A 14,958-nucleotide genomic window follows, 5' to 3' on the forward strand; every position below is an offset into this window, starting at 1 on the left:
CACTATTTGGAACTAAAATGGAAGCTAAGGGAGGACACCATGCATTCCATGTTCAAGCGCACCGCTGCCGCACTGGCGGCGAGTGTGGCACTAGCTGCACCCGTTGCCGCCGAACTGACCGGCGAACTGCGCATCTTTCTTGACACCTCGAACCCGGCGCCTCGTGCGACGATGGAAGCGATGATCGAACAGTTTCAGGCCCAGCACCCGGATCTGGCCATCGAAACCACAGTGATCGACCGCGAGGCGTATAAGACGCAGATCCGCAACTTCCTGACGGCTGACACGCCGGATGTTGCTACATGGTATGCCGCAAACCGCATGAAGCCTTATGTTGAGGCGGGTCTGTTCGAAGACGTTTCGGACCTGTGGGCAGAGCCTGAGATCGCCGAGAACCTGGCCTCGACCAAAGGAGCGATGACCCTTGATGGCAAGCAGTGGGGCGTGCCCTACACCTACTATCAGTGGGGCGTTTACTACCGCAAAGACATCTTTGACGAACTGGGCCTGACCGAGCCGACCACCTGGGAAGAAGAGCTGGCGAACTGCCAAAAGATCATCGACTCGGGCCGTGCCTGCTATACCATCGGGACCAAGTTCCTGTGGACCGCCGGTGGCTGGTTCGACTATCTGAACATGCGCACCAACGGGTTCGACTTCCACAACCAGCTCGCCAATGGCGAAATCAGCTGGGAAGACGATCGGGTCAAGCAGACCTTCGCCAACTGGAAACAGCTGGTCGACATGGGTGCCTTCATCGACAACCACCAGACCTATAGCTGGCAGGAAGCGCTGCCCTTCATGGTGAACGGAGATGCGGCCGCTTATCTGATGGGCAACTTCGCTGTTGCTCCTCTGCGCGAAGCGGGTCTGAGCGACGATCAACTGGACTTCTACCAGTTCGTCGCGATCAACCCCGATGTTGAACTGGCCGAGGACGCCCCGACCGATACGTTCCACATCCCGGCCAACGCTTCGAACAAGGAAGCCGCGCGCGAGTTCCTGCGCTTCGTCGTGTCTCCGGACGTTCAGACCGAAATCAACAACGGTTCCAACCTGGGCCAGCTTCCGGTTAACGCGCAATCCTCGGTGGATGATGACAAGTTCCTCCAGCAAGGGTTCACCATGCTGTCCTCGAACAGCCCCGGCGGTGTCGCCCAGTTCTGGGACCGTGACGCTCCGGCGGAAATGGCCAAGGTCTCTATGGAAGGCTTCCAGGAGTTCATGGTCAAGCCGGACAATCTGGACAAGATTCTGGCCAAACTGGAACGCGCACGTAGCCGTATATACGACAACTGATCTGGCAGGGGCCGGGTAAGACCCGGCCTACGCCTTCTTCAAATGCAAGGCGGGCTTCAACCCGCCTTCGCCCCCAGATCCGAGATAGCCCATGTCAGCCGTCGACACACCGGAACAGGAAAGCTGGTTCCATCGCAACCAACAACGCATCGCGCCTTGGCTCTTCCTTGCGCCGGGCCTGTTGTTCTTCATGGTCTATGTGATCATCCCGGTCTTTCAGTCCTTCAACCTGTCACTTTATGAATGGGATGGGCTGGGCGCCGCGGAATACGTAGGGTTCCGCAACTACGAGGACCTGTACTGGGAGTGGGTGGATCGCGACGCGTTCTACATCTCACTCAAGAACAACCTGATCTGGTTGATCCTGTATTTGGCAGCGATCCCGGCGGGCCTGTTCATCGCCCTGTTCCTGAACCAGACGGTCTGGGGCATTCGACTCTACAAGTCTCTATTTTTCTTTCCGTTCGTGATCTCTCAGGTCGTCGTCGGGCTGGTTTTCACATGGTTCTACGATCCGACATTCGGGCTACTTAACGAATTCCTCAGTTTCTTTGGTCTTGGCCCGCTGAATGTGCTGGGAGATGAAAAACTGGTCACTTACGGCATCATCGTCGCTGGCCTGTGGCCGCAGACGGCCTATTGCATGATCCTGTATCTCACCGGCTTGAACGCCGTGGACCCCGAACAGATCGAGGCCGGACGTCTGGACGGTGCAAAAGGCGGGCGGATGTTGTGGCACATCATCCTGCCGCAACTGCGCCCGGCGACGTTTATCGCCTTTGTCGTGACGATCATTGGCGCTCTGCGGTCCTTCGACCTGATCTCAATCATGACGCAGGGCGGGCCGTTCGGGTCGTCGCGCGTGCTAGCCTATTACATGTTCGAGGTCGCCCTATCTGAATACGGCTTCCGCATGGGATATGGCGCGGCCATCGCCGTGATCCTGTTCCTCATTATGCTGTGCTTCATCGCCTATTTCCTGTGGTCGATGTACCGCGAAGAAAGGGGGCACTGAGATGTTTCCTAAACCCATCGAAAAACAACCCCGCGCGGCACAGATCACTTATCAGGCTATGCTGCCCATTGCCCTTCTGCTGTGGCTCGGCCCCTTGCTTGCAGTTGCCTTGTTCTCAATCAAGCCCGAGGCGGATTTCACCAACGCAAACTACTGGGGCTTGCCGTCCCGATTTGAAGGCGCGGTCAACTATGGACAGGTCTTCTTCAACTCGGACATGCCGCGATATCTGCTGAACTCATTCATGATCACCATTCCAACGGTGATCGGAGCGGTTGCGCTCAGCTGCATGACCGGGTTCGCACTGGGAATTTACAAATTCAAGTCGAACCTGTGGATCTTCTTCATGTTCGTGGCCGGCAACTTTGTCCCGTTCCAGATCCTTATGGTTCCGGTCCGCGACCTGACTTTGGAGCTTGGCCTCTACAATACCAAAACCGGGCTGGTCCTGTTCCACATCGCGTTCCAGACCGGGTTCTGCACGCTGTTCATGCGAAACTTCATCCGCGCGCTGCCTTTTGAGCTGATCGAAGCCGCTCGGGTCGAAGGCATCAGCGAGGTCCGTATCTTCTGGTACGTGGTCCTGCCGCTGATGAAACCCGCGATCGCGGCGCTGAGCGTGTTGATCTTCACCTTCATCTGGAACGACTATTTCTGGGCCGTGGTCCTCACCCAAGGGGCCGAAAGCCAACCTGTGACCGCTGGGATCACCAGTTTCAACGCGCAGTACCGCGCGGCATATCAACTGATGAGCGCGGGCTCCCTCGTTGCCGCCTTGCCGCCGGTGGCCATGTTCTTCCTGATGCAGAAACACTTCATCGCGGGTTTGACCCTTGGAGCTGTTAAATAACGCCAAACGAGAGTTTTGCAAAATGACCAAAATCACCTTTATCGGCGCGGGTTCCACGATCTTCATGCGCAATATCGTGGGCGATGCGCTGCTGACCCCAGCGCTCGCCGACAGCCATTTCGCACTTATGGATATCGACCCGCAGCGCCTGGCCGAAAGTGAAACCGTGGCGCGCGCCATGATCCGTTCAGTCGGCACCGGAGCAAGGGTGACCACCCACACCGACCGCCGCGCAGCATTGGAGGGGGCCGATTTCGTCATCACCGCCTTTCAGGTCGGCGGGTACGAACCCTGCACGGTGACGGATTTTAAGATCCCCAAGCAATACGGGTTACGCCAGACCATCGCAGACACGCTCGGGATCGGAGGGATCATGCGCGGGCTGCGCACCGTTCCAGTTCTGTGGGGCGTGGCACAGGATATGACGCAGCTCTGCCCCAACGCGACGCTGCTGCAATATGTGAACCCGATGGCGATCAATACCTGGGCTCTGGCCGAGCAATTCCCGGACCTGAAGCATGTCGGCCTATGCCACTCCGTCCAGAATACGGTCGAAGAACTTGCCCATGATCTGGACCTGCCCAAGGATGAGATCCGCTACAAGGTCGCAGGCGTGAACCATGTGGCCTTCTTCCTGCGGCTGGATCATCAGGGCCGCGACCTCTACCCGGCCTTACGCCGGGGCTACGCGCACGGTACTCTGCCGAAACCACCTCTGTTGATGCCACGCTGCCCCAACAAGGTGCGGTACGAGGTGATGGACCACTTGGGCTATTTCTGCACTGAGAGCTCGGAGCATCTGGCTGAATACGTGCCGTGGTTTATCAAGGACGGACGGCCCGACCTGATCGAACAATTCTCGATCCCGCTGGATGAATACCCAACCCGCTGTGTCGAGCAGGTCGCGGATTGGAAAGAACAGGCTAAGACACTGACAGACGGGCGCGATGTCTCGGTTATTCGCAGCCACGAATTCGCGGCGGACCTGATGAACGCCGTCGTCACGGACACGCCCTATGCGGCCTATGGAAACCTGCCCAATACGGGTCAGATCCCGCAATTGCCCTTGGGCGCTGCGGTGGAAACCCCCTGTCTGGTCGATTCAAACGGCGTTCAGCCCTCGGTCGTTACCGACATCCCGCCGCAACTGGTGGCGCTGATGCGCACCCAAATCAACGTGCAAGAGCTGACCGTCCGAGCGCTGACCGAGCAAAACGCCGAATACATTTACCATGCCGCCATGATGGATCCGCATACCGCGGCCGAACTGGACCTGCGCCAAATCCGCAGCCTTGTCACGGACCTTCTGACCGCGCATTCGGACTGGCTGCCCGACTGGTGCCGCCCGCTCCGCGCCGCATGATCTTCAATTTTTCACGAACCGCAATTCCAGCCCCTGCCAAAGAACCAAAGCCAGAATGACAAAGAAACGCCGCTCATCGCATTGGTACGGAAAACTCGACAAAGACGGGTTCATCCACCGTTCCTGGATGAAAAACCAAGGCTTCCCTGACCACGCCTTTGACGGGCGCCCCATCATTGGCATCTGCAATACGTGGTCTGAACTGACGCCCTGCAACTCGGGCTTGCGAGATCTGGCCGAAGGCGTGAAACGCGGTGTGTGGGAGGCTGGGGGCTTCCCGGTCGAATTTCCGGTCATGTCGCTGGGCGAGACCCAGATGAAACCCACAGCCATGCTGTTCCGCAATCTGCTGGCCATGGATGTCGAAGAATCCATCCGCGCCTATGGCATTGACGGCGTTGTTCTGCTGGGCGGGTGTGACAAGACCACACCGGGACAACTGATGGGCGCGACCTCGGTTGATCTGCCCTCGATTGTGGTCAGTTCCGGGCCGATGCTGAACGGCAAGTTCAAAGGTAAGGATATCGGATCAGGCACCGATGTCTGGAAGTTCTCGGAAGAAGTCCGCGCAGGCGAAATGACGCTGCAGGATTTCATGAACGCCGAATCCGGCATGTCGCGCAGCGCCGGGGTTTGCATGACGATGGGCACGGCCTCGACCATGGCTTCACTGGTCGAAGCCATGGGCATGTCCCTGCCCACCAACGCCGCCCTGCCCGCCGTTGACGCACGGCGCATGGCGCTGGCACACCTGACCGGCAAACGGATTGTCGAGATGGTAGACGAAGACCTCAAACCCTCGGACATCCTGACTAAGGAAGCATTTGAGAATGCCATTCTGGCCAATGCCGCTGTGGGTGGCTCGACCAACGCCGTAGTCCACCTGCTGGCGCTGGCGGGTCGAGTTGGTGTCGATCTGACGCTAAAAGACTTTGAGATCGGATCTGAAATTCCCCTGCTGGTCAACTGCATGCCGTCTGGCAAATACCTGATGGAGGATTTCTGTTACGCAGGCGGCGTGCCTGTGGTTTTGAATGAACTCAAGTCCTTCTTACGCCCTGCGAAAACGGTTCTGAACAAAGATATCTCGGCTCACTACGAGGGGGCAGAGTGCTACAATCGCGACGTGATCAGGCCCTTCGATGATCCGGTGAAACCCACAGCCGGTCTGCGCGTTCTGCACGGTAACCTAGCGCCGAACGGAGCGATCGTAAAACCTTCGGCGGCTACGGATGAACTGCTGGAAACCGAAGCCGAAGCCTTTGTTTTCGAAAGCATCGAAGATCTGAAGGCCAATATCGACCGCGAAGACCTGCCTGTGACGCCCGAGACCATTCTGGTTCTCAAAGGGTGCGGACCCAAGGGCTATCCCGGCATGCCCGAGGTCGGCAACATGCCGGTCCCGGCGAAACTGGTGAAAGAAGGCGTGCGCGACATGATCCGCATTTCGGACGCGCGCATGTCCGGCACCGCCTTCGGTACTGTCATCCTGCATGTCAGCCCCGAGGCGCAGGCCGGTGGCACATTGGCATTGGTCAAGACCGGCGACCGCATCCGCGTCTCCGCCAGTAAGGGAGAGCTTGAGCTGCTGGTCGATGAGGCAGAACTCGACACCCGCCGCGCGGCTTGGCAGCCGGAGGCGCCGCATTACACGCGCGGTTACGCCCGACTTTACATCGACCACGTGCTGCAAGCCGATCAGGGCGCTGACCTTGATTTCCTTGTCGGCAAAGACACACGCCTCGTTACAAGAGAGAGCCACTAATGGACCAACCTGCTGTATTCCAAGACCTCAAAGGGGCCTCAGTCTATATCACCGGTGGTGGCTCGGGCGTTGGCGCTTCGCTGACCGACGGGTTCATGGCGCAAGGGGCCAACGTGGCCTTTATCGGCCGCTCGGACGCAAGCGCCTTCGTGGAAGAAATGCGTGCAAAACACGGTCGTGCGCCCCTGTTCATGCAAGGCGATATGACCGACACGGAACTGTTGCACGCCACAATGCAGAAGGCCGCCGAGGCCCATGGACCGATCAAAGTGCTCGTCAATAACGCCGCCAACGATCAGCGCCACTCACTGGATGAGACGACCTCTGAATTCTGGGACTGGATGATCGAGGTGAACCTCAAAGCCTATTATTTCGCCTGTCAGGAAGCCGCGCGGCAGATGGAGAGTGGTGGCTCGATCATCAATTTCAGCTCGATCAGCTACATGATGGGCAACGCGGGCTATCCGATCTACACGACCTCGAATGCGGGGATTACGGGCATGACCCGGTCGCTGGCGCGCGAGCTTGGGCCGAAAGGCATCCGCGTCAACGCGCTGGCCCCCGGGTGGGTTCTGACGCAAAAGCAGTTGGACATGTGGGCCACGCCCGAAGATCTGGCGGCACATTTGGATCGCCAATGCCTGAAAGAACATCTAAAGCCCGACGACATGATCGGACCCACCTTGTTTCTGGCCTCGGACGCCAGCCGCGCCATGACCGGACAGTGCATGGTTGCCGATGGTGGCGTCGTGGTAACGGGGTAGAACTATGAAACCAGAATGGATCGCAGCGGACTGGGGCACCTCGCACTTGCGCGTCTGGGCGATGGAGGGGGCGACCCATATTGACCAAGCCCAGTCGGACATGGGCATGGCGCGCGTCTCCAAAGGCGGGTTTGAGGACGCCTTGTTGGCATTGATCGAGGGCTGGTTGGACAATGCCCCTGTCGATGTCGTTGCCTGCGGCATGGTCGGCGCCCGTCAGGGATGGGTTGAAGCACCCTATGCTGCTGTTCCAACCGCGCCTGTGCAGGGCGTTCCGATCCGCGTGCCTGCCACCGATCCTCGGATCCGCGCCTTTGTCGTGCCTGGTTTGAAACAAGTGTCCCCGCCGGATGTGATGCGCGGAGAAGAAACGCAAATCGCAGGGTTTCTGGATACACACCCCAACTGGGACGGCGTGATCTGCTTGCCTGGCACCCATACGAAATGGGTGCAGGTCAGCGCGAATGAGGTCGTCAGCTTCCGCACCTTCATGACCGGAGAGTTATTCGACTTGCTGCGCGGTCAATCGGTCCTTCGGCACTCGGTGAGTGAAGGCTGGGACGAGGCCGCGTTTGCCGAGGCTGTCGAGGATACTCTGTCCAAACCCGAACAGCTTGCCGCCCGCCTGTTCAGTCTGCGTGCTGCAGATCTGCTGCACGGGCAGGACGGCAGCACGGCCCGCGCGCGTCTGTCAGGGCTATTGATTGGGGCCGAACTTGCGGCCTCACGCCCCTATTGGCTGGGTCAGCAGATCGCGATCATCGGGGCCGAGGGGCTATCGGCCGCCTACGCGCAAGCGCTGCAACCGCAAGGCGCGTTTGTCGAGATGGCCGACGCCACCACATCCACTCTGGCCGGGTTGAACAAAGCCCGCAATATGACAAGAGAAACCGTATGAGCCGCCCCATCATTGCCATTCTGCGAGGTTTGACCCCCTCGAGCGCCAAGAAAGTCGGTCGACTTCTGATCGAAACCGGGATCGACCGGATCGAGGTGCCGCTGAACTCTCCGGATCCTCTTGAGAGCATCGGCATTCTGGTCGAAGCTTTCGGCGATCGCGCCTTGATCGGCGCGGGCACGGTGTTGACACCCGAACAGGTTGAGGCCGTACGGGATGTGGGCGGCAAGCTGATTGTCTCGCCCAATGCCGATCCTGATGTGATCCGGCGCAGCCGTGAACTGGGGCTGCAATCCTGGCCGGGCATCTTCACCCCGACCGAGGCCTTTTCGGCCCTCAAAGCGGGTGCAACCGGTTTGAAGCTGTTCCCCGGATCTTTGGCAGGCCCCGCAGGTCTGTCAGCGTTGCGGGCGGTCTTGCCGGCTGGCACGCAGGTCTTCGCGGTTGGCGGCGCGGGTACAGACAACTTCGACGAATGGATCGCAGCCAGCGCTGACGGCTTCGGCATCGGTTCGGCCCTGTTCAAACCGGACATGGAGATCGCGGAAATCTCGGAACGCGCCATCCGGATCGTAGCGGCCTATGACGAGGCCGTTGCATGAGCGTCACTTTCGACGACCGCCCGTGTATGCTGGGCGAAGGCCCCCTCTGGCATCCCGAGCGGAAGCAGTTGTTCTGGTTCGACATCCTCGGCAAACGCCTTCTGACCCGTGAAGGCGAGGCGCAGAAAAGCTGGGATTTCGACGAATATGTCTCGGCCGCAGGCTGGGTGGACGGTGATACTCTGCTAATAGCCTCGGAAACCGGGTTGTGGCGGTTTTCGCTGGCCACGGGTGAGAAATCACTGGTCGTTCCGCTAGAGGCTGAAAATCCCGTCACCCGCTCGAATGACGGTCGCGCCGACCCGTGGGGCGGGTTCTGGATCGGGACGATGGGCAAAAGCGCGGAGCTCGGTGCTGGTTCAATCTACCGGTTCTACAAGGGCGAGCTGCGCCGTTTGGTGCCGGGTATCTCCATCTCAAACGCGATCTGTTTCGCTCCGGACCGGTCCTCCGCTTACTACGCAGACACCGCGACACGACAGGTAATGCGGTGGGGCCTGAACACTGAGACCGGCTGGCCCGAAGGGGAGCCTTCGGTCTTTCTGGATCTGAACGAAGACGGTTTGAACCCGGATGGCGCGGTGGTTGATACCGCCGGGAACGTCTGGATCGCTCAATGGGGGGCGAGCCGGGTCGCGGCCTATGATCCGACGGGCAAGTTCCTGCGCGCGGTCACCATTGACGCCGCCCATACATCCTGCCCCGCCTTTGGCGGAGACGACCTGACGACACTGTTCTGCACAACCGCCCGCCAAGGGCTGAGCGCGGAAACGCTTGAAACCCAACCCACGAACGGAATGACCTTTGCCGAACTGAACGCAGGCCAGGGCCAACCGGAACACAGAGTCCTTCTATGACCCCCGAACTCGGCGTTTGCTACTACCCCGAACACTGGCCCGAGGCTGTTTGGGCCGAAGATGCCGCGCGCATGGTCGAAACGGGCCTGAGCTGGGTGCGCATCGGCGAATTCGCCTGGAGCAGGTTGGAACCCTCGCCCGGCGATCTGCAATTCGACTGGCTGGATCGCGCGGTCGAGGTGCTGGGATCGGCCGGTTTGAAGGTGGTTATGGGGACACCCACGGCCACACCTCCGCGCTGGATGCTGGACAAACACCCCGACATGCTGGCCGTCGACACCCAAGGCCAACCGCGTAAATTCGGGTCACGTCGGCACTATTGCTTCAGCCATGCGGGCTATGTCGACGAGTGCGTCCGCATCGCCCGGATCTTTGGCGAACGCTATGGCCACAATCCGCATGTGGCGGCTTGGCAAATCGACAATGAATATGGCTGTCACGACACCACGATCAGCTACAGCGCCCCGGCGCTTGCAGCGTTTCGGCTGTGGTTGGCGGATCAATATGGCAGCATCGACGCCCTGAACGAGGCTTGGGGCAATGTGTTCTGGTCGATGGAATACGACCACTTTGACCAGATCGACCTACCGAACCTGACCGTGACCGAGCCGAACCCAGCCCATGTTCTGGCCTTCCGACGCTTCAGCTCGGATCAGGTAGTGGCGTTTAACAAGGCTCAGGCCGAAGTGTTGCGCCCGCTGACCGATGCGCCGCTGTCGCATAACTACATGGGCCGCGTGCTTGAGTTCGACCATTTCGACGTCGGGGCGGACCTCGATATCGCTACTTGGGACAGCTATCCGATCGGCTTCTTGTCAGACCGATTGGAAGATGACGCCGAACACAAGGCCAAATTCCTGCAACAGGGCGATCCGGATATGCAGGGCTTTCACCACGACCTCTACCGCGCGGTTGGTCGTGGTCGCTGGTGGGTGATGGAGCAACAGCCCGGCCCTGTGAACTGGGCCCCGTACAACCCTGCTCCCCTGCCCGGCATGGTCCGGCTGTGGTCGCTTGAGGCCGTGGCACACGGGGCCGAGGTGGTCAGCTATTTCCGCTGGCGCCAAGCGCCCTTTGCGCAGGAACAGATGCACGCCGGATTGCTGACACCAGACAGCCGCGCGGCCCCCGGTCTGGCCGAGGCGCGCCAGACGGCGGATGAATTGAAGGCCATCGGTCCGGTTCACCAGAAACAGGCGCAGGTTGCGATCCTGTTCGATTATGCCTCGGATTGGGCGTGGACCACGCAGCCGCAGGGCGCAGGTTTTGACTATTTCCGGCTGGTATTCTCGGCCTATCGCACGCTGCGTCGCGCCGGGCTTTCGGTGGACATCGTTTCACCTCAGGACCTGCCGAAAGGTTACGCGGTGATCCTTGCGCCGGGGCTGGCCACAATCAATGCCGCGTTGGAAGCGCGTTTGGCCGAGGCCTGCGATCTTGCCATCATTGGCCCACGCAGCGGCGCGATCACCCGTGATTTCCAGATCCCTCTGTCGGGCCGCCCCGGCCTTGATGGCATCGATTGCCATGTCGATCTGGTTGAAACCCTGCCGCCAAATGTCAAACGCCCGGTAGTGGGGGGCGGAGCGGCGCAGCACTGGATCGATCGTCTGTCCGGAGACGGCGCGGACCTCTTGCAATTTGAAGATGGGACTCCAGCCGTGAAAACAGGGGATGGCGTTTGGTATCTGGCGGGTTTCCCGAATGAGGCGCTCTGGGATCGTCTCATCGGGCTGGCGGCGGAGCACACCGGGCTGAATTTGCAGCCGTTGTCCGAGGGCCTGAGGCTTCGGGACACGGCCGAGCATACGTTCCTGATCAACTACAATGCCGATCCGGTTGAGTGGAACGGGCACACCATTGCGGGCTGCGACGTTGTAGTCCTCGAAAACAGCGCGTCCTCGGAGGGTTGATACGGGCGCGCTATTCCGTCCAAATTGCAAGGCTGTGCGGGGCTACCGGGTCTTCTCCGACCAGAAGCGAGCGCTTTGTGTTCGCGGGCAGTGGTTGGTCTTGATCGCCAAAGTTAAAGGCAAAGCGCAGGTCCCCGCGTCGGGTGAGCCGCAAATCGTGATGCGTTTCGGAGACCTCCAGCCCAGCCCAATCCAACACGTCGCGCAAGATGTTTTGCAACAACGCGCCGCTCGGAACCATCGCAAGGTAGGTCGCCCTGGCTGAGCGTATGACCGCCGGACTGCCATTTTGATATCGGCTGACGAAATGGCCGATAGCTTGTTCACTTGTCTCGACAATTTCGCGCCAACCAGTGAAGTGCAGCGGGTTTTGCTCGCCCAACTGCACGGCTTCGTCTGCAAGGTCAGGCAAGGACTCGACCCTCAAAACGCGAACACCTGTCAAATCGCTCAACACTCCCGGTGCGAGGGTGTCAGGGCTGTGCATATCTGGCGTCTTGCTACCCGACCGCGCCCCGATCAACAGTTTCGCTGACGACGCTTGAAGTCTTGAGGCCAACCCGTCGCTGACGATCATGCTCTGCGGCAGCACGATCAAGGCATAGCCATTCAGGTCATCCTCCGGCCCGACAAAATCCAGATCGACACCGAAACCGCGCAAACCCGCGTACCAGTCTCGCAGGATGTTCGCATTTGGAAACGCATCGTCATGCGGCAGGAATTCCGCCGCCCAGATCGACGTATAGTCGATCAGCATTGCGACTTGGGCCTTCTGCCTTTTGGCCGGGGGTAATGCCGCGCGATCCTTCACTACCTGCGCCAGCTCAACCGCTGCCTGATCCGGACTACCATCCGACCGAAAAAGCGCAGTGTGGAACTGCTCCTGAGCGAACTTTGCCTGCCGCCAGCGAAAGAACATCACCGCCTGCGCGCCATGGGCAAAGGCCGCCCAGGTCCATAGCCGAACCATGCCATCTGCGGGCGAAGGGTTCTTTTCTGCCCAGTCGACGGGACCGGGTTGTTGCTCTAGCACCCACATGCGCCCGCGCCCTTGCGAGCGATACAGATCGCAGTGAAACCCCTGATAGTCCGGCGCCCCGGTTCGCAAGTAGCGATGCTTGTCCTGATCAGACAGGGATGATCCCAGCAGATTGCCCAGCGGGTAGCTGTCGAAGCCTACGATATCCAAGTCGGCGGCCACCGCGTGGTGATCATACTCGAAACTGCCCGCCATGAAGTTATGCGTGATGTCCCGGCCCGGAGAATGCGCCCGAAGAATATCTACCTGAGCTTTGTTGAACAGTCGGACCCGGCCGGAGGAATAACGCGCAAAATCCAAAGACTGCGTCGGGTTCGCGGCCGCGACCAAGCCGTTTGGCAGCTCGATCTGGTCAAAGCTTGCGTATTGTGTGCCCCAGAAGACCGTACCCCATTTCCGGTTCAGCTCCTCAATCGCGCCATAGCGCACTTGCAGCCACCGGCGAAACCCATTGCGAGCCGCGTCCGAGTAACTGAGGACGGTGTCATGGTCATTGTATTCATTGTCGATCTGCCACGAATGGACATGCGGGTTTTGCCCATAGCGCCGGGCATATTCGGTTGCGATCCGTTTGGCCTCCTCAAGGTAGACATCGCTGGAAAAGCAATAGTGCCGGCGCGATCCAAAACCGCGCACGCGACCGTCTGGGCCGACGGGCAAAATCTCTGGATACTCGTCGATCAGCCATTTGGGCGGCGAAGCCGTCGGCGTGGACATCATGACCCGCAGGCCAGCCTCACCCAAAATCCCGATCACCTCATCCAACCAACCCCATTTGAACTGACCGCGCCGGGGTTCGATCAGGCCCCAGGTGAACTCGGCAATCCGCACCCAATCGAGGCCCATTTCGACCATACGCGCAGCATCGTCTCGCCATTGGGACGGATCCCATTGTTCGGGGTAGTAGCAAACACCCAGTTCAAGCTTGCTCATCTGGTGTCCTTCGCGGTTCGCCGCTCGATCCATTTCAGGAAGCTGGCGCAACCCAGAGTAATCACGACATAGAGGATCGCCGCCGTGTTGAAGGGCGCAAACGGCAGGAAGCTGGAGGCTTGGAATTCGCGCATGCGTTGGGTCATGTCGCGCACCGACAGGATCGACAGCAGCGAGGTGTCCTTGATCATCGCGATGAACTCATTGCCCAGGGGCGGTGTCACGATCCGCAGGGCCTGCGGTAACACGATCAACCGCGCAGTTTGCCAGCGGGACAAACCCAGCGAGCTGCCAGCCTCAAGCTGGCCTTTCGGTATGGCTTCGATGCCAGATCGGAAGATCTCGGCCATGTAGGCGGAATACCCAACCGAAATGGCGATGATCCCGCGGGTCATGTTGGTCATATCAATCCCGCCGCCGGTGGCATCCTTGACCGCGCCCGCCAAGGGAAGGCCGATATAGAGGATGATCACCAGCATCGGAATGCCTCGGATCGTGTCCACGAAAAACTCGGCCCCGACCGCAAGTGGGTGCAGTTTGTGTTGGGACCCGCCGACCGTGAGTGTCAGCAAGAGGAAACCGAAAACGGCAAAGGCCAGCCCCGGATTTCGAAACTTGTCTGGCAGGAAGCTGGTCTGCCAGATCACCGGGTAGCCCTGCGAGTGGGCCTCAACCGGAACAAACGCACCCGAGACGCTGTCGACGGTCTCAATCTGTTCGATCGCAGATGCAGCGTCCGGGGCGCTCCGAATTCGGATTTGCTGATCGCCGCCGCCTTCGAACTCACCGAAGCGGATCACATCGGCCTGCGCCTGAGGGGTACCGCGCACAATGGCGATACGCCCCTCGGTATTGCCGACAAGGACATAGCTGACTTTGGGCTGCATGAAGAAGAAGGTGGACACTGCAAGCAACGCAAGGCTGATCGCTCCATAGACCATCGTTGTCCGGGCCTTTGGCTTGAAAGACTGCAGCCCGACCCAGATCAGGCCAAGGATCGCGGCGAAGATATAAGCAAAGATCGCCGCGCGGAACGTAATCGCGACGCCTGTTGCGAATTGCCAATGAGCCATGAACATCAGGTAGAACAGCGCGGCGCCCGTCAGAATTTCAAACCCAAGCTGCACGCGCCCGCGCAGAGGTTTCGTCAAACGGCCAGAGATCAGGCACAGCGCGATGATCACAGCATAGACAGCCAGCAGGATCTGCAAGCCGCTCTGAACTTGTGCCACCACTTCGGGAAACAAAACCCACGTTTGGTTGGTGCGATCAATCAGGGTCGAGGTATTCTCGCTGAGCGCATGAAAAAAGACGGACTCGGCGAAGGACATCAGGACATGCGGGGCGACAAAAGCCAGAATGGACAGGCCAACCGCCGCCGGAAAAGCCGTCAATGCCGAAATCCGAAGCCATGCGGGCGCTTGCGCTTCGAACCGGGTGTGCCGGGCGCAAAGATAGCCGAGGATCGCCGTCGCAAGGACAAGCAAGAACCCCACGAAAATCGGCCCTGCATTGTTGCCGATTCCCAGAATGGCGACCAGAGATCGCAGGTATTTGGACGAGGTGGCAAACAGATAGATGATAAAGGGTGCGGCTGCGAGCAACACGAGGTTGCTCGGGCGGATCGAGCTGAGGCGCGACATGGGGTTCTCCGCTAGTT

12 protein-coding genes are annotated in these 14,958 nt (G+C 59.6%); 10 read left to right on the plus strand and 2 right to left on the minus strand.

What is annotated here, in order from left to right:
• Positions 1–39: 39 nt before the first annotated feature.
• The 10 genes from ACR0J4_RS14630 to ACR0J4_RS14675 all read left to right on the plus strand — a co-directional run bounded on the left by ACR0J4_RS14630 (position 40) and on the right by ACR0J4_RS14675 (position 11,326).
• Entirely contained in the window at positions 40–1,299 is a 1,260-nt protein-coding gene (locus ACR0J4_RS14630; protein WP_170377456.1) for an ABC transporter substrate-binding protein, read from the plus strand.
• Between the two features lie 91 nt (positions 1,300–1,390).
• Positions 1,391–2,314 (plus strand): carbohydrate ABC transporter permease, encoded by a 924-nt coding sequence (locus ACR0J4_RS14635; RefSeq protein ID WP_170555117.1) that lies wholly within the window; start codon positions 1,391–1,393, stop codon positions 2,312–2,314.
• A gap of 1 nt (position 2,315) precedes the next feature.
• Positions 2,316–3,164 carry a carbohydrate ABC transporter permease gene (locus ACR0J4_RS14640; protein WP_170377452.1) on the plus strand — a complete coding sequence of 283 codons (849 nt, stop codon included), beginning with the start codon at positions 2,316–2,318 and terminating at the stop codon, positions 3,162–3,164.
• 22 nt (positions 3,165–3,186) lie between these two features.
• Positions 3,187–4,527 (plus strand): alpha-glucosidase/alpha-galactosidase, encoded by a 1,341-nt coding sequence (melA, locus tag ACR0J4_RS14645; protein ID WP_170641345.1) that lies wholly within the window; start codon positions 3,187–3,189, stop codon positions 4,525–4,527.
• A gap of 55 nt (positions 4,528–4,582) precedes the next feature.
• The gene (locus tag ACR0J4_RS14650) at positions 4,583–6,292 is read left to right on the plus strand and encodes an IlvD/Edd family dehydratase (RefSeq protein WP_170555113.1); all 1,710 of its coding nucleotides are present in this window, start codon (positions 4,583–4,585) and stop codon (positions 6,290–6,292) included.
• Entirely contained in the window at positions 6,292–7,056 is a 765-nt protein-coding gene (locus tag ACR0J4_RS14655) for an SDR family oxidoreductase (protein ID WP_170555112.1), read from the plus strand. The genes ACR0J4_RS14650 and ACR0J4_RS14655 overlap by 1 nt, the downstream gene beginning before the upstream one ends.
• A 4-nt stretch (positions 7,057–7,060) precedes the next feature.
• Positions 7,061–7,954: a 2-dehydro-3-deoxygalactonokinase gene (locus ACR0J4_RS14660; RefSeq protein WP_170641343.1), complete on the plus strand. Its 894-nt coding sequence runs from the start codon at positions 7,061–7,063 to the stop codon at positions 7,952–7,954.
• On the plus strand, positions 7,951–8,556 hold the full coding sequence (locus ACR0J4_RS14665; protein ID WP_170641341.1) for a 2-dehydro-3-deoxy-6-phosphogalactonate aldolase: 606 nt from the start codon (positions 7,951–7,953) through the stop codon (positions 8,554–8,556). Before ACR0J4_RS14660 ends, ACR0J4_RS14665 begins: the two co-directional genes overlap by 4 nt.
• The gene (locus ACR0J4_RS14670; protein WP_170555105.1) at positions 8,553–9,413 is read left to right on the plus strand and encodes an SMP-30/gluconolactonase/LRE family protein; all 861 of its coding nucleotides are present in this window, start codon (positions 8,553–8,555) and stop codon (positions 9,411–9,413) included. The genes ACR0J4_RS14665 and ACR0J4_RS14670 overlap by 4 nt, the downstream gene beginning before the upstream one ends.
• A complete protein-coding gene (locus ACR0J4_RS14675; RefSeq protein ID WP_170641339.1) occupies positions 9,410–11,326 on the plus strand; it encodes a beta-galactosidase in 1,917 nt (638 codons plus the stop codon). Before ACR0J4_RS14670 ends, ACR0J4_RS14675 begins: the two co-directional genes overlap by 4 nt.
• Positions 11,327–11,336: 10 nt before the next feature.
• Here the strand turns inward: ACR0J4_RS14675 and ACR0J4_RS14680 are convergent, their stop codons facing one another.
• On the minus strand, positions 11,337–13,298 hold the full coding sequence (locus ACR0J4_RS14680) for a beta-galactosidase (RefSeq protein WP_480668711.1): 1,962 nt from the start codon (positions 13,296–13,298) through the stop codon (positions 11,337–11,339).
• On the minus strand, positions 13,295–14,941 hold the full coding sequence (locus tag ACR0J4_RS14685; RefSeq protein WP_170641335.1) for an amino acid ABC transporter permease: 1,647 nt from the start codon (positions 14,939–14,941) through the stop codon (positions 13,295–13,297). Before ACR0J4_RS14685 ends, ACR0J4_RS14680 begins: the two co-directional genes overlap by 4 nt.
• Positions 14,942–14,958 lie beyond the last annotated feature (17 nt).

This window comes from Ruegeria sp. B10 (assembly GCF_056539825.1).